Source organism: Mycobacterium persicum (assembly GCF_002086675.1).
In the GTDB taxonomy this organism is placed as follows: domain Bacteria; phylum Actinomycetota; class Actinomycetes; order Mycobacteriales; family Mycobacteriaceae; genus Mycobacterium; species Mycobacterium persicum.
The window spans coordinates 16828-35602 of record NZ_MVIF01000061.1; the positions used below are offsets into that span (position 1 = coordinate 16828).

11 protein-coding genes are annotated in these 18775 nt (G+C 66.6%); 5 read left to right on the forward strand and 6 right to left on the reverse strand.

Annotation, left to right across the window (positions count from 1 at the left end):
* Nucleotide 1 precedes the first annotated feature (1 nt).
* Together cysK and BST40_RS17870 are read right to left on the reverse strand one after the other, a co-directional pair.
* A complete protein-coding gene (gene cysK / locus BST40_RS17865; RefSeq protein WP_083155005.1) occupies nt 2–934 on the reverse strand; it encodes a cysteine synthase A in 933 nt (310 codons plus the stop codon).
* Nucleotides 931–2220 (reverse strand): TQXA domain-containing protein, encoded by a 1290-nt coding sequence (locus tag BST40_RS17870; RefSeq protein ID WP_075548995.1) that lies wholly within the window; start codon nt 2218–2220, stop codon nt 931–933. Before BST40_RS17870 ends, cysK begins: the two co-directional genes overlap by 4 nt.
* A 354-nt stretch (nt 2221–2574) precedes the next feature.
* On the opposite strand from BST40_RS17870, the gene BST40_RS17875 reads away from it, so the two are divergent.
* Together BST40_RS17875 and BST40_RS17880 are read left to right on the forward strand one after the other, a co-directional pair.
* Nucleotides 2575–3498: a family 2A encapsulin nanocompartment shell protein gene (locus BST40_RS17875; protein WP_075548994.1), complete on the forward strand. Its 924-nt coding sequence runs from the start codon at nt 2575–2577 to the stop codon at nt 3496–3498.
* Nucleotides 3485–5224, forward strand: coding sequence for a family 2A encapsulin nanocompartment cargo protein cysteine desulfurase (locus BST40_RS17880; protein WP_083155007.1), 1740 nt, complete (start codon nt 3485–3487; stop codon nt 5222–5224). Before BST40_RS17875 ends, BST40_RS17880 begins: the two co-directional genes overlap by 14 nt.
* Before the next feature lie 18 nt (nt 5225–5242).
* On the opposite strand, the gene BST40_RS17885 is transcribed toward BST40_RS17880, so the two are convergent.
* Both BST40_RS17885 and BST40_RS17890 read right to left on the reverse strand, forming a co-directional pair.
* Nucleotides 5243–6889, reverse strand: a complete 1647-nt coding sequence (locus BST40_RS17885) for an NAD-dependent malic enzyme (RefSeq protein ID WP_083155021.1) — start codon at nt 6887–6889, stop codon at nt 5243–5245.
* A gap of 91 nt (nt 6890–6980) precedes the next feature.
* Nucleotides 6981–11138: a bifunctional nitrate reductase/sulfite reductase flavoprotein subunit alpha gene (locus tag BST40_RS17890; RefSeq protein WP_083155009.1), complete on the reverse strand. Its 4158-nt coding sequence runs from the start codon at nt 11136–11138 to the stop codon at nt 6981–6983.
* Nucleotides 11139–11597: 459 nt separating this feature from the next.
* Here BST40_RS17890 and BST40_RS17895 point away from each other — a divergent pair, with 459 nt between their 5' ends.
* Entirely contained in the window at nt 11598–12092 is a 495-nt protein-coding gene (locus tag BST40_RS17895) for an LppP/LprE family lipoprotein (protein WP_371687240.1), read from the forward strand.
* Between the two features lie 218 nt (nt 12093–12310).
* Nucleotides 12311–13849 carry a nitrate/nitrite transporter gene (locus BST40_RS17900; RefSeq protein ID WP_083155011.1) on the forward strand — a complete coding sequence of 513 codons (1539 nt, stop codon included), beginning with the start codon at nt 12311–12313 and terminating at the stop codon, nt 13847–13849.
* A 2-nt stretch (nt 13850–13851) separates the two neighbouring features.
* On the opposite strand, the gene BST40_RS17905 is transcribed toward BST40_RS17900, so the two are convergent.
* Entirely contained in the window at nt 13852–15804 is a 1953-nt protein-coding gene (locus tag BST40_RS17905; protein ID WP_075548991.1) for an acyl-CoA dehydrogenase family protein, read from the reverse strand.
* 107 nt (nt 15805–15911) lie between these two features.
* On the opposite strand from BST40_RS17905, the gene BST40_RS17910 reads away from it, so the two are divergent.
* Nucleotides 15912–16658: a VIT1/CCC1 transporter family protein gene (locus tag BST40_RS17910; protein WP_083155013.1), complete on the forward strand. Its 747-nt coding sequence runs from the start codon at nt 15912–15914 to the stop codon at nt 16656–16658.
* A gap of 13 nt (nt 16659–16671) precedes the next feature.
* Here BST40_RS17910 and BST40_RS17915 read toward each other — a convergent pair.
* The coding region (locus BST40_RS17915; RefSeq protein ID WP_142276756.1) for an ABC transporter permease at nt 16672–18775 on the reverse strand (2104 nt) is incomplete at its 5' end.

An 18775-nucleotide genomic window follows, 5' to 3' on the forward strand; every position in this document is an offset into this window, starting at 1 on the left:
GCTAATTACTCAGATCCGCGAACAACGGCGTGCTCAGATAGCGCTCGCCAAAGTCGGGAAGTACGACGACCACGAGTTTGCCGGCGTTCTCCGGCCGACGGGCCACTTCCACCGCGGCCCACGCGGCCGCGCCTGAGGAGATGCCGACGAGCAGACCTTCTTCCTTGGCCAGCCGCCGGGCCAGGTTGAAGGCGTCGTCGTTGGCCACGGTGATGACCTCGTCGACCAAGCCCATCTCCAGCACCGGCGGGACGAACCCGGCGCCGATGCCCTGGATCGGGTGTGGTCCCTTCTGCCCTCCGGACAGCACCGGCGACGCCGCCGGTTCCACGGCGACGAACTGCGCCGACGGCCTGCGTTCCTTGATGACCTGCGCGACACCGGTGATGGTGCCGCCGGTGCCGATGCCCGACACGAAGATGTCGACCTTGCCATCGGTGTCCTTCCACACCTCCTCCGCCGTGGTCACGGCGTGGACCGCGGGGTTGGCCGGATTTTCGAATTGCTGCGGGATGAAATACCGCTCGTTGGTCTTGGCCAGTTCTTCGGCCTTGGCGATGGCGCCCGCCATGCCGTCGGCGCCGGGGGTGAGCACGAGTTCGGCGCCGTAGGCGCGCAGCAGCATGCGCCGCTCGATGCTCATGGTGTCGGGCATGGTGAGCACGCACTTGTAGCCGCGGGCGGCGGCCACCATCGCCAGCGCGATGCCGGTGTTCCCACTGGTCGGCTCCAGGATGATGGTGTCTGGCTTGATCAGGCCCGCCTTCTCGGCGGCGTCGATCATGGCTACTCCGATGCGGTCCTTCACACTTCCCGCCGGATTGAACGATTCCAGCTTGGCCACCACGTCGGCCACTGCGCCGTCGGTGACCCGTCGCAGCCGGACCAGCGGCGTGCCCCCGATCAGTTGGGTGATGTTCTCGGCGATGGTCATTGGCGGTCTCCAGCGATGTCGGCGCGGGCCCCGGCGGCCTGCCAGTGGATGTCGAACTCGATTGTCACGTGCACGGGTGTCGTCAGCGCAACCGGCGTGAGCCGCGGAGTTGTGCTCGCCAGTGCCACTCCGGTCAGCACCCGTCCACCCAGGTGGTGGTGGGTGGTCGTGGCAGTCAGTGTCGTCGCCGTGGTGCCGGGTGCTCGGCGCAGGTAGAAGTCTGCACCGGGCTGAACGGTTTCGGTGACGGCACGCCCGTCGGCGTCGACAAGTTCGTGGCCGTCAGGCACGCTGAATGCCAACGGGATTCGGACCCGGAATGGCCCCACGAGTTCCGAGTCGACTGCGGCGGCGGTGTCGACGAGGTGCGGTTCGCCGTTGTCTCGCAAGGCCGTGTATGCCCCCGCGAGCAGGTAGTCGTAGAGGTGCACGACCCGGTCGGCGTTGCGATAGTGGCTGGAACCGGTCAGCCAGAAGTCGACGTGGTCGATCACCGGTGTGGTGTCGGAGGTGGCGACCAGCCGGTAGCAGCGGTAGCCGTGCGCGCCGTATCCGTGGCTGCTGGTCGACAAGGTGCTGCCGACGCCGAGGGTACGCTGGTAGCGCCCCCGGCCGGCATCGGTGGTCAGTTGGGATCCGGAGATGTCTTGCCAGACAATGCCATCCGTCGACTTCTGCAGCTTCACCGCCACCGGGTTGTCGGACGCCGTCCACAGTGAATAGCCGCCCAGCTGTGGCCGACCGTCGAATTCGAAGGTGAGCACCGGTCCCGGTCCGCGGCGCACCGCGACGGGGGCATTGAGCGGGCGGGTGTCCAGCGCCATGCCGTTGGTGAAGTACCAGATCGCCGCCTGCGTTGCGGCGATGGCTTCGTGTTCGCTGATGTTGGCCGGTCCCAGCGGATACCCGGCGGCGCGTAGCCGCCGGCTCAGCTCGGCGATCGGGCACATGGGGAAGGAGTTGCGCAGGATCCAGTCCACCTCGGCTTCGCAATCACGGTTGCGCAGATGCGGCAGGGCGGACCAGGTGCCCAGGCGGTAGGGCGACGGCTGGTGTGGTGCGACGCCGGTGAAATCCAGCGAGTAGGCCTGCACGTTCGGGTTCAACCTGATCAGGTCGGTGCGGGCGGTGGTGCCGTCGGCGAACACGATCCGGTCCACCGTGTGTGAGTAGGTCCCGCCTCGGTAACGGGTCATCCGGGTCAACTCGGTGGCCGGTCGTAGCCGGATGCGCCGACGGGTCGCCACCGTAGCCGGCGCGCGGTGCGGGATGCATAAGACAGTCATAGGGGCGGTTGCTCTTCCTGAAGACTTGGGGTCGCGCGCGTCATCAAGGCGTGAAGCGCCGCAGCGCGACGATTGCTGAACGGTCAGAAGACGTCAGGAATCAACAGCAACAACAACAGTCGACGGCGATGCAGCGCGTAAGGACAAAGCGCAGCGGTACGGCCTGTTGCATGGCATCCACTATAAGGCATGCCGCATCTCGGCTGTTCGGCTCAGGCGATGATCTAACGCTTTGCCCGGGCAACCGCGTCGAATACGCTCTCAGCGCACGTCTGGGCGCGGCCGACGATGGTTGCGCCCGACCTCCAGGCCCGGCGCCTGCGCAGGGATCGATCATGCACCGGAAGGACAATGATGAGTTCGCCGCAAACCGAGTCTCAGGCACTGGGTGATCTTGCTGCCAGGCAGCTCGCCAACGCCACCAAGACCGTCCCGCAGCTGTCGACGATCACGCCTCGCTGGTTGCTGCATCTGCTCAGCTGGGTGCCGGTGGAAGCGGGTATCTACCGGGTGAACCGGGTGATCAACCCCGAGCGGGTGGCGATCAAGGCCGAAGCCGGCGCCGGCACCGACGGGCCGCTGCCGGAGACCTACGTCGACTATGAGACCAGCCCGCGGGAGTACACGCTGCGAACCATCTCCACCCTGCTCGACATCCACACCCGGGTGTCCGACCTCTACTCCAGTCCGCACGACCAGATCGCGCAGCAGTTGCGCCTGACCATCGAAACCATCAAGGAGCGCCAAGAGTTCGAACTGGTCAACAGCCCGGAGTACGGCTTGGTTGCTCAGGCGACACCCGGGCAGACCATCCGGACCCTGGCCGGAGCGCCCACGCCCGACGACCTCGACGCGCTGATCACCAAGGTCTGGAAGACGCCCAGCTTTTTCCTCACCCACCCCCAGGGCATCGCGGCGTTCGGCCGTGAGGCCACCTACCGCGGCGTGCCGCCGCCAGTGGTGAGCCTGTTCGGCGCGCAGTTCATCACCTGGCGCGGCATCCCGTTGATTCCCTCTGACAAGGTGCCGGTTGTTGACGGCAAGACCAAGTTCATCCTGGTGCGCACCGGCGAAGAACGCCAGGGCGTGGTGGGCTTGTTCCAGCCCGGGCTGGTGGGGGAGCAGGCGCCGGGGCTGTCGGTGCGGTTCACCGGCATCAACCAATCGGCGATCGCGACCTACCTGGTGACGCTTTACACGTCCTTGGCCGTGCTCACCGACGATGCGCTTGCCGTGCTCGACGACGTGGCGGTGGACCAGTTCCATGAGTACAAGTGAGTACCCGCCGCCAGACGCCGCAGGCGAGGCGCCGATCAGCACCGCGGAGCTGGCCGCGTTGGCAAGCCAGCTCTACGCCGCCGGCATTCGGCCGGGCTTCGACAGCCCCCCGCAGGCGGCTCCGGTGGCCCCGCGCGGCAACATGCCCGACACGACGGCCGCAGCGGCCGCCGGGCGGGCAGCCGCCGGCGCCTTCGACATCGTGCCGGCTACCGTTCCGTCCGTCGGCGTAGCCGACATCTACCTTCCGGCGCCGACGTCACCGGAGCCCGAGGGGCCGCCGCAGACGGCACCGGTGGCTCCGCGCGGCTCGATGCCGGTCCTGCCGCCCGAGTGGCCGCGTGCGGCGCCGTCGGTCGGCGACCTCGGTTGGTCCGACAGGTTGGCGGCCCGCCGCGATACGCCGCTCGGCGACGAACGCAACTACTCCTTCCTCACCCCGTTGCTCACCGAGGCCGACTCGGTGCCGAAGCCGGCCGACGATCACCGGGCCATCGATGTCTTCGACGTCGAGGCCGTGCGTGCCGACTTTCCGATCCTTCGGGAGACGGTCAACGGCAAGCCGTTGATCTGGTTCGACAACGCGGCCACCACCCAAAAGCCGCACGTGGTCATCGACCGGCTCGCGCACTTCTACGCCCACGAGAATTCCAACATCCACCGCGCCGCGCACGAGCTGGCGGCTCGGGCCACCGATGCCTACGAAGAGGCGCGCGACACGGTGCGTCGATTCATCGGCGCCGCCCGCGACGAAGAGGTCATCTTTGTCCGCGGCACCACCGAGGCCATCAATCTGGTGGCCTACGCATGGGGTGGAAAACACCTGAGCGCGGGCGACGAGATCGTCATCACCCACTTGGAGCACCACGCCAATATCGTTCCGTGGCAACTTATTTCGCAGCAGACGGGTGCCGTGCTGAAGGTGGCGCCGGTTGACGAAGCCGGCAATCTGCTGCTGGCGGAGTTCGAGGCACTGCTGGGCCCGAGGACCAAACTCGTTGCGGCAACTCATGTCTCGAATGCCCTGGGCACCGTGACGCCGGTACACCAGATCGTCGAACTCGGACACCGATACGGCGCCCGGGTGCTGATCGACGGCGCCCAGTCGATTCCGCACCTGCCGATCGACGTCGCCGGGCTCGGCGCCGATTTCTTCGCGTTCTCCGGGCACAAGGTGTACGGCCCCACCGGAATCGGTGTGCTCTACGGGCGTGAGGAGGCTCTCGCCGAGACACCGCCATGGCAGGGTGGCGGCAACATGATCACCGACGTCACCATGGAGCGCTCGCTGTACCAGGGACCGCCGAGCAAGTTCGAAGCCGGCACCGGCAACATCGCCGATGCGGTGGGTCTCGGGGAGGCGTTGCGTTACGTCGAGCGGGTGGGGATCGAGCGTATTGCCGCCTACGAGCACGAGTTGCTGCGGTACGCGACCCCGCGGCTGGCCGATGTCCCCGGTGTCCGCCTGGTGGGCACCGCGACCGAGAAGGCCAGTGTGCTGTCGTTCGTGCTGGCCGGACACGAGCCGCTCGAGGTCGGCAAGGCACTCAACGCCGAGGGCATCGCGGTGCGTGCCGGACACCACTGCGCCCAACCCATTCTGCGTCGCTACGGCTTGGAGGCCACGGTTCGCCCGTCGTTCGCGTTCTACAACACCTTCGACGAGGTCGACGTGTTCATCCGTGCGGTACGCCGGATCGCCGAGGGCGGCACGAATGCCGGCTGAGCGGGATTACGTCCGCACTCAGTCGTAGACCGGCAGCCACATGGTCTCGACGATGGCTCGCGCAACGTCGTCATGGGTTTTGGTGGCTACGCCGTCGTCGACTGCGGCGTGATAGACGGCCTCGGCGACCGTCGCGGAAATCCCGCGGAGGTCCTGAACGTCGGGCAATAGCGATTCCCCGGTCTTCGTCGGATTAGCCCGGCACGCAAGGGCTTTGGCCGCCGCGCGCAGCATGCCCTGGGTCAGCGGCCGGGCTCCGGCGACGACGACGCCCAGACCGATACCCGGAAACACCAGCACGTTGTTGGCCTGGCCGATGGTGTAGGTGGTGCCGTCGTACTCCACCGGCGCCACCGGGGTACCGGTGGCAACCAGCGCCTTACCGTTCGACCACGCGAGGACGTCGGCCGGCATGGCTTCCATCCGCGAGGTCGGATTGGACAGCGGGAAGATCATCGGGCGTTCGCACGATGCCGTCATCGCCTCGACGACCTCTTGGGTGAACGCGCCGGAGACCGTCGAGGAGCCGAGCAACACGGTCGGCGAGGCCAGCTTGATCGCGTCGACCAGGCCGATCCGTGCCCCGCGCTGGACACCCAGCCGGTTACGATTTTTGGCGCACGGCAGCTGGAATTCCCGCAGACCCTCCATGTCGTCGAACAGCAGCCCCTGCTTGTCGATGGCCCAGATCTGCGACATCGCCTGCTCGACGGTGGCGCCGTCGGCCACCATGGCGTCGCGGATCTGGTCGGCGACACCCATGCCCGCGGTGCCGGCCCCGAAGACGATCACCTTCTGGTCGCGGACCGGGACGCCGGTGACGTGTGATCCCCCGTCGATGGCGGCCACCACCACCGCGCCGGTGCCTTGCACGTCGTCGTTGAACACGCAGTACCGCGCACCGTAGGTCTGCAGGATCATCCGCGCGTTGGCCGGCCCGAAGTCCTCGAAGTGCAGCAGTGCCCGCGGAAACATCCGGTGGGCGGTCTCGATGTAGCGCTTGATGAACTCGTCGTACTCGGCGCCGCTGCGCCGCGCGTGCCGATTGCCCAGATAGAACGGATCCTGCAACAGCTGCTCGTTATCGGTGCCAACGTCCAGCGACACCGCCAAGCAACGACGGGGATCGATGCCGCCGCCGGCGGTGTAGAGCGCCAGCTTGCCCACCGCGATCTGGATGCCGCCGACACCCCAGTCGCCGATGCCCAGGATGGCTTCGGCGTCGGTGCAGACGATCAGGTCGACGTCGTCGGGTCCGAGGCCCAGGGTTTGGAAGGCAGCCGCGATGTCGTCGGGCTCGTCGATGCTCAGGAATAGGCCGCGTTGCCCACGGTATTCATCCGAGAACCGTTGGATCGCTTCGCCGACCGTGGGCGTGTACACCACCGGCAGCAGTTCGGGCAGATGGTCGATCAGCACCTTGTAGTAGAGCAGTTCGTGGCGGTAATGCAGCTGTTCCAGCAGCAGGTTACGGCCCAGATCGGTGGCCAGGCTCTGCAATTGATGCCACACCCGATCGGCCTGCTGGTCCAGGGTGAGCACCGCCGCCGGAAGGCGACCGACCAGGCCGAGCTGCCGGCGTTGCTCGTGGGTGAAGCCGACCCCGCGATTGAGACTGGGCGTGGACAGTGCTGCCGGAAACCGGGGCACGCGGGCATCGCTCATCACCATCTCCGTCCCTGACCTGACGCGTCAAGTCACGGTAACGCCGGGGGCCGGTACGCGCCCGGAAGAGTCCACCCAGAGCGAGCGCTGGTCAGTAGACGTCGCGGTGGTAGCGCTTGGCCGCGCTCAGCGACCGCACGTAGGCGGTGGCCGCTTCGGTATCGAGATGTCCGTGCTCGGCGGCGATGTCGCAGAGCGCGCGGTCGACATCTTTGGCCATCGGGTCGGCGTTGCCGCACACGTACAATTGCGCTCCGTCCTGCAGCCATCGCCACAGCTGCGCGCCGCGCCGGCGCATCAGGTGCTGCACGTACACCTTCTGGTGCTGATCGCGCGAGAACGCCAGATCGAGTTCGGTGAGGAAGCCATCGGCGTGCATCGCCTGGATCTCCTCTCGGTAGTAGAAGTCGGTGGCGGCGTGGCGTTCCCCGAAGAACAACCAGTTCGGCCCGGTGTGGCCGAGCGCGCGTCGTTCCTGCAGGAATGCCCGGAAGGGCGCGATGCCGGTTCCGGGACCGATCATGATCATCGGTGTGTGCGGATCGCTGGGGGGCCGGAAGCTGCTGGATTTCTTTACATAGACCGCGATCTCGTCGCTGGGGGAGCGGTCGGCCAGATAGGTCGAGCACACCCCGCGTCGCGGCACGCCCTGAAAATTGTACCGAACCGGCGACACGGTCAGGTGCACTTCCCCCGGGTGCTGTTTGGGGCTGGATGAGATCGAATACAGCCGCGGCTGAAGCGGTTTGAGTACCGTCAGCCATTCGTCGGCGGTCGCGGTGACCGGTGCCTGAGCCAGCAGGTCGACCGACTGCCGGCCCCAGGACCAGTCATCAAGGGCGGCTTTGTTTTCCGGGCGCATCAACTCGGCGAGCTTGTCGGCGACGTCGCGGGCCGCGGTGCGCTGCTGGACGAAGCGCAGCAGGGCGGGGCTGATGTGAGCGATCTCCAGCCGATCGGTCAACGCCGCACGCAGCGACATCGACCCGTGGTTGGCGACATCGACTTCGGTGTGGCCGTTCAGTCCGGTCACCGTCAGCCATTCGTCGACCAGCCGGCTGTGGTTGCGGGGCCATACCCCCAGCGCGTCGCCGGCTTCGTAGCTGACCGCTGGCTTCGGAGCATGGAAAACTAACTGCCGCACGTCTTTTGACGAACGGGGCTTGCTGAGCGTGGTGTTGCGGACCACGCTGGTGACCAGTGGGTTCTTCTTGGTGCAGGCCGTGGGCTTGGCTGTTGGTGACGCGTGCGGTGACGTGACCGTGGTCGGTGCCGTACCCCGCAGCTCGTGCAGGACCCGGCTCAGCCAGCCGGCGGCGGGATCCTCGTAGTCGGGTTCGCAGTCGACGCGGTCGACGATGCGGGTCGCGCCCAACTCGGCAAGGCGTAGGTCCAGCGCGCGCCCGTGACCGCAGAAATTGGCATAGTTGGAGTCGCCCAACGCCAGGACGGCGTAGCGGATACCGGCCAGCTGCGGCGCGGTTTCAGCCGCCAGCGCGCGCCAGAAAGCTGCGCCGTTGTCCGGCGGATCGCCGTCCCCGGTGGTGCTGGTGATCAGCAGCAGCTGCCGAGCCGTCGGCAGCTGCGACACCGGGAACTCGTCCATGCCGTGCAACGCGACCGGCAGCTGGGCCGCACGCAGTTGCGCGGCGACGTCGGCGGCGAGTTCTTCTACCGTCCCGGTTTGCGACGCCCACAACACCACGATCGGTGCTGGCTCGGCGGTTTCGGTGACCGGCACCGGTTGCGGCGTCTCGGCGCGGGCGAACATGCCCGCGAGCAAGCCGTCCAACCACAGCCGGGTGGGGGTATCGAAGGGAGCGCTGACCGGCACGGTGGGAACCCCGGCCAGCCGCCGACCGGTTTCGGTGCGCAGCCCCGCCAGCAAACCGGCAAGGTAGGAGCGGGCGAACGGACCGAACTGCGGCATCGGCTCGTTCGCCACCCCGAGGAACTCCGCGAGCGCGTCGACGTCGGCCACACCGAGCCGCGGTGTGTCGGTGAGCAACGTCGGTTCCGGTCGATCGGCCGCGCCGGCGGTGGGTTTGCCTGCCGAATGTGGCTCGGCTGCGGGTTGGGCAACCTTCGTCAGGGTGACCGCACACACCTTGTATTCCGGTTGCCGCGATATCGGGTCGACGGCGTCGTTGGTGACCGCATTGATCGAGAGGTACTCGCCGAAGACGTCGTTCCAGTGGAACGGGGCAAAACAGTTGCCGGGCCGCACCCGGTCGGTGACCAGAGCGGGCAGCACCGCACGGCCGCGGCGAGACGCGATCTCGACGTGGTCACCGTCGCGGACGTGCAACCGCTCGGCGTCGTCAGGGTGGATTTCGACCAACGGGCCCGGATTGAGTTTGTTGAGTTTGGCGACCTTGCCGGTCTTGGTCAGCGTGTGCCAGTGGTGCGGCAGGCGTCCGGTGTTGAGCAGGAACGGGTAGTCGCCGTCGGGCATCTCGTCGGGCAGCAGATGGGGGCGGGCGAAGAACACCGCACGTCCGCTGGCGGTCGGGAACGCCAACCGCGGCACCGACCCGTCGTCGCGCGCCAACCGTGTCTGGCTGACCCCGTCGTTGCGGTAGCGGATCGGGTTGCGACCACTGCTGTCTGGTGGGCACGGCCACTGCAACGGTGTCTCACGCAACCGGTCGTAGCTGATGCCCCGCAGATCGTATCCGGTTGCCATGTTCGAGAACCGCTTGATCTCGTCGAACACGTCGGCGGCGGACTGGTAGCTGAAAGACTCCGAATAGCCCATCTCGCAAGCGATCCGGGCAATGATCTGCCAGTCCGGCAGCGCCTGTCCGACCGGCTCGACGGCCTTCTGGAACAACGTCATGGTCCGCTCGGAATTGACCATCACCCCCTCGGACTCGGTCCACAGCGCCGCGGGCAGCAACACGGTTGCGTACTCGTTGGTCTCGGTCTCCGCGAACGAGTCCTGGCTGATCACCAGTTCGGCCTTCTCCAACCCGGCCAGCACCGTTTTCCGATTCGCCACGGTGGCAACGGGATTGGTGCAGATAATCCAACATGCCTTGATGTCGCCGGCGGCCATCCGGGAAAATATGTCCACCACACCGGCGCTGACCTCGGTGCGCAGCGACCCCTGCGGAATACCCCACTGCTGCTCCACGAATTCGCGGTCGGCGGCCGAGAGCACCGAGCGCTGTCCCGGCAGGCCCGTTCCCATGTAACCCATTTCGCGCCCGCCCATGGCATTGGGCTGTCCGGTGAGGGAGAAGGGGCCATTGCCGGGCTTGCAGATCGCGCCGGTTGCCAGATGCAGGTTGCACAGCGCGTTGGTGTTCCAGGTGCCATGGGTGCTCTGGTTGAGTCCCATCGTCCAGCAGCTCATCCAATTGGCGGCTTCGCCGATCCAGCGCGCTGCGGTGCGGATGTCTTCGACAGGAATGCCGGTGATTTCGCTGACCACCTCGGGTGTGAATTGCTCGAGAAAGCTCGGCATCACCTCCCAGCCCTCGGTGAATTCGGCGATGAAAAGCGGGTCTGTGTAGCCGTTTTCGACGATCAGCCGCAGTAAGCCGTTGAGCAGCGCCAGGTCGGTGCCGGGGGCGATCTGCAGGAACAGGTCCGCCTTGTCCGCGGTCGCGGTGCGGCGCGGGTCGACGACGATCAATTTGGCGCCCGCTTGAACGCGTTCCATCATCCGCAGGAACAGGATCGGGTGGCAGTCAGCCATATTGGCGCCGATGACGAGAAACACGTCGGCGTGGTCGAAATCCTGATACGAGCCGGGCGGTCCGTCTGCTCCCAACGACAGCTTGTAACCGGAACTGGCGCCGGCCATGCACAGCCGCGAATTCGCCTCGATCTGGTTGGTGCCGATGAACCCTTTGGTCAGTTTGTTGGCCAGGTACTGGGCCTCGATGGACATTTGTCCCGACACGTACACCGCGACCGCGTCCGGGCCGTGCTCGTCGATGATGGCGCGTAACCGCTTGGCGCAGTGGGTGATCGCATCGTCGATCGGAACCGGTTCGAGGGAATTCCCGCGGTCGTCGCGCAGGTATGCCGACTCCAGCCGTCCCGGTGCGGCGAGCAGGTCGGCGGTGGTGGCGCCCTTGGTGCACAACCGCCCAGAATTAGCCGGATGCGAGGTGCGGCCAATTGACTTGGCAATGTGGCGCTTTCCGGTTGCCGCGTCCGTTGTGACTTGCAGCACAATGCCGCAGCCCACGCCGCAATAGGCGCACATAGTCTCCACGGCGTCCTTACCGGGCGCCATGAGTTCCCTGGCCACGCCTTATGTCCTTTCTGCAACCGCCGCTTACGCACCACTGCACAACGGTGTGTTCGCCAAATCCTGCGACAAGGATGTTTCGGTACGGGATGTCGGACGTTTCGGCCGTTTTACGGTTTTCTCGCAGCGGGTTAACCGTGTCAGTGCGTTGCTGGAAATCGGCGAGCACGTCTGTCGGGCCGTCAAGCCGAGCCGGTCATCCCCGGGTCGTCATCGACCGGTGATCTCGACGTCAGATTACCCGCGAGCTATCCGCGGCGACGCCCGTCGGGGCGCGGGAGCCGCAGTTTTGACGAAACTTGGGGAATGTTGACAGTTTTCGCCAAGCTCCGGCCGTCGGTCGCGGACCTGACGTGCGCAGACCCAAGCGGTTTGCCCCCAGAGATTTACCTGCTAATGCACAGTTTTCGCTAAGCTCGCGGGGTGCGTCGTCGGCAGACTGTGATCCGTCGGTGCCTGGCTGTGCTGCTCGGGATCGGCGGGATTGCCGGGGCTGCCGGTTGCGCGGAGAAATCGTCGACACCGCCGTCTTCGCCGGCGGATACCTGCAAGCAATCCGACGGCCCGGCGGCCGACACGGTGCGACAGTCCATAGCCGCTGTCCCGATCGAGGTACCGGGCTCCAGCTGGGTGGAAATCGCGCGGGGGCACACCAGGAAATGCCGCCTGTACTGGGTGCAGATCATCCCTACCATCGCCTCCGAGTCGACTCCGCAACAGTTGCTGTTCTTCGACCGCAACACCCCATTGGGTTCGCCGACCCCCGGTCCGAAGCCCTACATCACGGTGCTGCCTCCCGATGATGACACCGTGACGGTCCAGTACCGGTGGCGAGTCGGCGATGAATCCGAATGCTGTCCCAGCGGTATCGGCACGGTGCGATTTCAGATCGGACCTGACGGCAAACTGAAAGCACTGGGGCCGATACCGCACTCGTAGCGACCGGTAGCGGCCAGTGGCTTTGACGCACAGGACGGTTCCGGTGACATCACCAATCGGTCACGGTTGATGCCTACAGGTGTTATCCAGCTGTTCTTCAGCAGATTCAGGCTGCCCACGACGTGCCGCGCGACTGCAAGTTTGGCACTCTGGGAGTTCGTTGTTGTTTCCCGGCGGGAAGCAACGTGGCCGGGGCTCAGGAGTGGCTTAGGAGAGTGATGGAACAGCAGATGTTGCTGCAACGCGAGGAGTCGCTGAGCAATTCCGGCCAGGCTCAGCACAATTCGGATACTTCAGCAACGCGCAGGAGTAACTCGCGCGATATTTCGCATTGGGACGCTGAGGATGTCGCGGCATGGGAAGCCGGCAACAAGGTCATCGCCCGGCGCAATCTGTTCTGGTCGGTGGTCACCGTGCATCTGGGCTACTCCGTGTGGACGTTGTGGCCGGTGCTGGTGTTGTTCATGCCGCAGAGCGTCTACGGTTTCTCCGCCGGCGACAAATTCATGCTCGACACCGTCGCAACGCTGGTGGGGGCATGCACGCGGCTGCCCTACTCGCTGGCCACCACGATCTTCGGCGGTCGCAACTGGGCGATTTTCTCGGTGACCGCGCTGCTGGTCCCCACCATCGGCACGTTGGTGCTGTTGACTCATCCAGGGCTGCCGTTGTGGCCGTATCTGGTGTGCGCGGCGCTGACCGGGCTGGGTGGCGGTAATTTCGCGGCGTCGATGAGCAATGCCAACGCGTTCTACCCGCATCGGTTGAAAGGCTCGGCGCTCGGCATTGCCGGCGGCATCGGAAATCTCGGGGTGCCGACCATCCAGTTGGTCGGGCTGCTGATCATCGCCGTGTTCGGGGACGGAAAGCCGTACCTGGTGTGTGGGCTCTATGCGGTGCTGCTGGTCGGTGGGGCCATCGGGGTGACGCTGTTCATGAACAACGTCCAGCAACACCGGGTAAAAGCTTGCCGGCTGCGCCCCATCATCTCCGCGGTCGTGTCCAATCGCGACACCTGGTTGCTGTCGCTGCTCTACCTCGGCACCTTCGGCTCGTTCATCGGGTTTTCGTTCGCGTTCGGGCAGGTGCTGCAGACCAACTTCGTGGCGGCCGGTCAAAGCGCCGCGCAGGCCGCGGTGCACGCCGCCGAACTGGCATTCCTGGGACCGCTGCTGGCGGCGCTGGCACGGGTCTACGGCGGGCGGCTGGCCGACCGGCTCGGCGGCAGCCGTCTCACCCTGGCGGTCTTTGTCGCCATGGCGCTGGTTGCCGGGCTGCTGATCGGCGCCGGCAGCCTGGAAGACCGGCACGCCGGTCCGACGCGAGGAGCCAGCATGGCCGGCTATTTCGTGTGCTTCATCGCGTTGTTCGTGCTGTCCGGGTTGGGCAACGGGTCCGTGTACAAGATGATCCCGACGATTTTCGAGGCATGCAGCCGCGAGCTGCATCTCGGCTCGGATCTCAGCGAATCCGAGCGCCGGGACTGGTCGAGGCTGATCTCCGGGGTGGCCATCGGGCTGGTGGCGTCTTTGGGTGCGTTCGGAGGGGTCGGAATCAACCTGGCGCTGCGCGAGTCCTACGTGGCCACCGGCGCCGCGACCGACGCGTTCTGGATCTTCATGGTGTTCTACGCCGGTGCGGCCGCCCTGACCTGGAAGGTCTACGTTCGCCGGCCGGTGGGATACCTTCCGGCTCTGCCGCCGGCCGCCGTCGAGCTCGTGGCGCAGCCGGCCGTCGTCGAGCTGGTGGGTCGCTGAGCTCAGTCGGGCAGGTTCTCCGGGTGCAACATCTCGGCGTAGCGCAACGGTTCTGGGATCCCGAAGCCGTCCACCAACGTCTTGGCGTGGGGGCGTAGCACCCGGCATCGGTCGTTGATGCCGCGGGTAACCGCCTTGGCTCGTTCCGTCGACAGGAACCGGTGCTCGATGTACCAGGCCTTGTCGTCGTCGATCACCGACAAGGCGTACACGTCGCACACCGCCTCGAGCACGTCGCGGGCCTGATGGTCCGGGCAGGATTCGATCCCGGCGACGAACGCCTCCAGCACCACCCGGTCGATGTGCGCCTGCGCGGCATGCAGCACGTGATCCTGGACCGCGTTGAAGGCGTCGAACGCCGACATCTCGTTGGCTTTGCTCTGCAGCCGGCGGGCCACCGAGGACAGCAGATACTCCTCACGGTCCTCGAACATCTTGACCTGGGTGCCGCGGTTGAACAGGCTGCCCTCTTCCTCGTTGTCCTGGCGGGCGTCCACGACCGTCTGGATGATGGTCTGGGCCGCGGTGCGTTTCAGCACCCGCTGACCCACGGTGTTGGCGGCGAAGCGCACCCATTCCACCGGGCTCATGCTGCGGATGTCGTCGGCGTAGGCGGTCAGCAGCTCCTTGGCCACCAGCTGGGTCAGCACGTGGTTGTCGCCCTCGAACGTGGTGAACACGTCGGTGTCCGCGCGCAGTGCGATCAACCGGTTCTCGGCCATGTAACCGGCTCCGCCACAGGCCTCCCGGGCCTCCTGGATGGCGCGGCTGGCGTGCCAGGTGTTGGCGGCCTTCAGCCCGGCGGCCCGTGCTTCCAGCTCGCGCTGCTCCTCGGCGTCCGGGTCGTCGGCCGTTTGCAGGTCATGGCACCTGGACACCAGCTCGTTCTGGGCGAACTGCAGCGCATACGACCGTGCGATCAACGGGAACAACCGCCGCTGGTGGACCAGGTAGTCCATGATCAGAACTTCGCTGTCGTCGTCGTCGGGTGCGCTGAATTGCCTGCGCTGCAACGCATATCGGGTGGCAATGTCCAACGCGACCCGTGCGGCCGCTGCCGCGCTGCCACCGACCGTCACCCGGCCGCGGATCAGCGTGCCGATCATAGTGAAGAAGCGGCGGCTGGCGTTTTCGATCGGCGAGCTGTAGGTGCCGTCGGGGGCGACGTCGCCGTACTTGTTCAGCAGATTCACCCGTGGAATACGGACGTGGTCGAACATGATGCGGCCGTTGTCGACGCCGGGCAGGCCACCTTTGTAGAGGCAGTCCGACGTTGTCACACCCGGCAGGTCGTTGCCCTCGTCGTCGCGGATCGGGACCAGGAAGCAGTGCACCCCGTGATTGACCTGCTCGCCGTTTGCGGTGGTGATCAACTGCGCGAAAACCGCTGCCAGGCGCGCGGTTTCGGCCGCCCCGCCGATGTAGTCCTTGCGCGCCGTCGGGGTGGGGGAGTCGATGACGAACTCTTCGGTCTCGGCGTCGTAGGTGGCGGTGGTCTCCAGCGACTGCACGTCGCTGCCGTGCCCGGTCTCGGTCATCGCGAAGCAGCCGCGGATATCGAGGTTGATGATCTTGGGAACGTACTCCTCGTGATGACGTTGAGTGCCCAGGTTCTCGACGGCGCCGCCGAACAGGCCCCACTGCACTCCGGCCTTGACCATCAGGGACAGATCCGACATGGCCAGCATCTCGATCATCGTGATCGCCGCGCCCACGTTGCCGGTGCCGCCATGTTCCTTGCGGAAGCTGTCCTCGGCGGCGCCCGCGGCGGCCAACAATTGCATCTGCTCGGCCACCTTGGCGCGGGCGATGACGGTGTTGGGTGTGTAGTGCGGGCGGAAGACCTCCAGGTTCAGCTTCTTGCGCATGTCGTTCTTCACGTCGCGGAAGCGCCCGTCGAGGGCGTTGCGCAGATGGTGGGCGATGTCGGCAGTGTTGGTCATGTCCGGCGCCATACCCGAACCGTAACCCCGTCAACCACGGTGTGGGGCAAGAGCCGGTATCGGTGTCCGAATACGGAAGGCACAGATGTCGTTTCGCCTCGGTGGGTTTAGATAGCGCAATGGCGAATCTTGAACCCGGGTCACGACCGGGCGAAGCGGGTCCATCCGGCGAACCGGCCTTCGACGTCGGACACTCGCACTCCGACGTCAGCGGCGGCTGGTTGCGGGCAGCCGCATTCGGCGCGATGGACGGCCTGGTCAGCAACACCAGCCTGATCGCCGGTGTGGCCGCGGCGGAAAGCGTGCACGCCACCATCGTCAGCGGTATCGCCGGGCTGCTGGCCGGCGCGTTCTCCATGGCGTTGGGCGAATACACGTCGGTGACCACGGCCAACGAGCAGATCGACTCTGAAGTCCACCTCGAACGCCGTGCGCTGCGCACGCGTCCGCAAGACGAACGGGCCGAATTGGTGGCGATGTTGCGGGAACTGGGTATGAGCGCACAAACCGCGGAAATCGCCACCGACGAAATTCACCGCGACGAGAACCAGGCGGTCAACTTTCACCTGGTGCGCGAGATCGGTGTCGATCCGGCCGCCAAGCCGTCGGCGCGGGTGGCAGCCGGGTCGTCGTTCGCGATGTTCGCCATCGGTGCGCTGCTGCCACTGATCCCCTACCTGCTGGGCTTCGGGTCGTTGGTCGCCGGGCTGGCATGTGGCGGGGCCGGGCTGCTGGTCGCCGGCGGCCTGACCGCCCGGTTCACCAGCAAAGCGGTGTGGTGGGCGGCGTCGCGGCAACTGTTGTTCGGCGCCGTCGCCGTCGCAGCGACCTATCTGGTCGGATTGCTGCTCGCGGCGGTGCTGTGAGCGGCCCACGACGTCATGAACGGGTACGCAGCGAGCGACCGGGCGGACGTAGCCGGAACAACACGAATCCGGCCCACAACACGCCAAAGATGATCAGCAGGGCCATGTCGAAGGCCCACCAGCCGCTGTAGTGCGTCCACACCCCGTTATGGGCCGCCAGCGGGTCGACCCGGCGCAGATCGATAGTGCAGGCGGCTGCGGCGAAGCCCCAGTGGGCCGGAATCAGCCAGGAGATCTGGTCGAATCCCCAGGTGCCCACCAGCGGCAGCAGCCCGCCGCCGAAGAGCGCGGATGCCAGGATCACCGGCACCGCCAGCGGCAGAACCTCGCGTTGCGACCTGCCCAGCGTCGACAGCGCCAGACCGATGATCGCCGAGACGACGGCCGTGGCCGCCACGCTCACGTAGAGCTCCACAGTGGCATTGGGCAGTAGGACCGCTTCATGGACGGGCGGACCTTTGCCGGCGACGACGACGGCGGTGAGGATGGCGGCCTGGATCGCCGCGACCAGGCCGAACACCGTAATCTTGGCGAGCAGGTAGGCCGGCGTCGACAACCCGACAGACTGCTCGCGCCGCAACATCCGCCGCTCGCCGACCAGATCGCCGATCGTCAGCAGGATGCCCATCAGCACCGCGGCGAGGTTCATCGCCGCCAGGATCTCGGTGGCCTCGTGCGGGTTGGGCGCCGACCGGCCGGCGCGGTCGAACCCGGAATCTCCGGGAATCAGCAACGTCAAGCCGCCCAATACCAACGGCAGCAGCACCATGCAGAGGAAGGGCAGCCGCCTGGCGACGAACAGTCGGATCTCGCGTCGAATCGCCAGTCCTAGTTGGCGGTCGGCGGTCAGCGCGAGGGGCGGCCGCCCCGCAGCCGCCACCGCGGGCGCTGCCGGCGGTGGCGAACCAGATGCCTGCTGGCGGTTCAGGAACGCCTGATGCGCGCCGCCGGGATCGGCGTCGACCTGCGCGAAAACCTCGGACCAGTCGGTAGTGCCCATCGCCGGTTCCAGCTGCACCGGCGGCCCGGCAAAGGCCAAAGTGCCGGCCGGGGTGAGCAGCAACACCTGGTCACACAAGTTCAGGTGAGCAAGCGACGTCGTCGCCACCACGACGCCGCAGCCGAGATCGGCCTGCCGGCGCAGCATCGCCATGACGTGGCTTTCCTGCGCCGCATCGAGCCCGGCGCTCGGTTCGTCGACGACCAGCAGGGAGGGCCTGGAGACGAGTTCGGTTGCCATCGACGCGCACCGGCGCACCTCGGGCGCAAGCTTGGCCACCCGGGTCTTGCGATGCGGCGTCAATTCGAGTTCGTCGAGAACATGGTCCACCACCCGGTCGCGGGTTGGCGGGGTGGTATCGGGCGGCAGCCGCAACTCTGCGGCATACCCCAGTGCCCGTTCGACGGTGAGGCAGCCGGGTACCGCCTCCCCGCGCGGCACCACCCCGATGCGCGCTCTGACCCAGTCGGGCTCGGCCTTCATGTCGTGGCCGTCCACGGTCAGCACTCCGGAACCGAGCGGCCGCAGGCCCGCCAGCAGCTCGATCAAGGAGGTGGTGCGATTCTCCGACGGCCCGACGACCGCGATCAACGAACCCGGGCGTGCGGTGAACGAGATGTCAGAAAGCAGTTCGCGACCGTCGACGGTCAAACCCAATCGATATGCCGCCACGCCGACGGTGCGTGCGCCAGGTTTCAGCGGCAGCCGGCTGGTTGCCGGACCCTCCTCCGCTAAGTCCTCCCGTGGGCCGGTGTCGGGTCGAGGCGCGAGCAGCTTTCGGGTGGCGTCGGTCATCCGCTCGACCAGGCCGCGTCCCTCGGGCTGCCCGGCCTCCGGCGCGGGCTGCGCACCGGCCGGCGCGGGCTGGTCAGCGGTTGGCGGGTGCCCGGCCTCCGGCGCGGGCGGCGTTGCCTGTGGTGTCAACCGGATGGGCTTGGTAGTCCTGCCGAACGTCGGGGCTGCGGGGATTCGCTGGGTCGCCGACTCGGCGACGATGCGCTGCGCCACCGCCTGCGCGGGTTCTGGGTGAGTGATCGACTTGGCCGGCATCCGCTGCGTGGCTTGCTCTGTCGGTTTCACGGGTTTGCGCCACTGACCGGTAGGCGGCGGGGGTCGG

Bases quoted from the DNA above. Each gene is read 5' to 3' on its own strand.
- cysK (WP_083155005.1), bottom strand. From the start codon at position 934: ATGACCATCGCCGAGAACATCACCCAACTGATCGGGGGCACGCCGCTG.
- BST40_RS17870 (WP_075548995.1), bottom strand. From the start codon at position 2,220: ATGACTGTCTTATGCATCCCGCACCGCGCGCCGGCTACGGTGGCGACC.
- BST40_RS17875 (WP_075548994.1), top strand. From the start codon at position 2,575: ATGAGTTCGCCGCAAACCGAGTCTCAGGCACTGGGTGATCTTGCTGCC.
- BST40_RS17880 (WP_083155007.1), top strand. From the start codon at position 3,485: ATGAGTACAAGTGAGTACCCGCCGCCAGACGCCGCAGGCGAGGCGCCG.
- BST40_RS17885 (WP_083155021.1), bottom strand. From the start codon at position 6,889: ATGAGCGATGCCCGCGTGCCCCGGTTTCCGGCAGCACTGTCCACGCCC.
- BST40_RS17890 (WP_083155009.1), bottom strand. From the start codon at position 11,138: ATGGCGCCCGGTAAGGACGCCGTGGAGACTATGTGCGCCTATTGCGGC.
- BST40_RS17900 (WP_083155011.1), top strand. From the start codon at position 12,311: ATGGAACAGCAGATGTTGCTGCAACGCGAGGAGTCGCTGAGCAATTCC.
- BST40_RS17905 (WP_075548991.1), bottom strand. From the start codon at position 15,804: ATGGCGCCGGACATGACCAACACTGCCGACATCGCCCACCATCTGCGC.
- BST40_RS17910 (WP_083155013.1), top strand. From the start codon at position 15,912: ATGGCGAATCTTGAACCCGGGTCACGACCGGGCGAAGCGGGTCCATCC.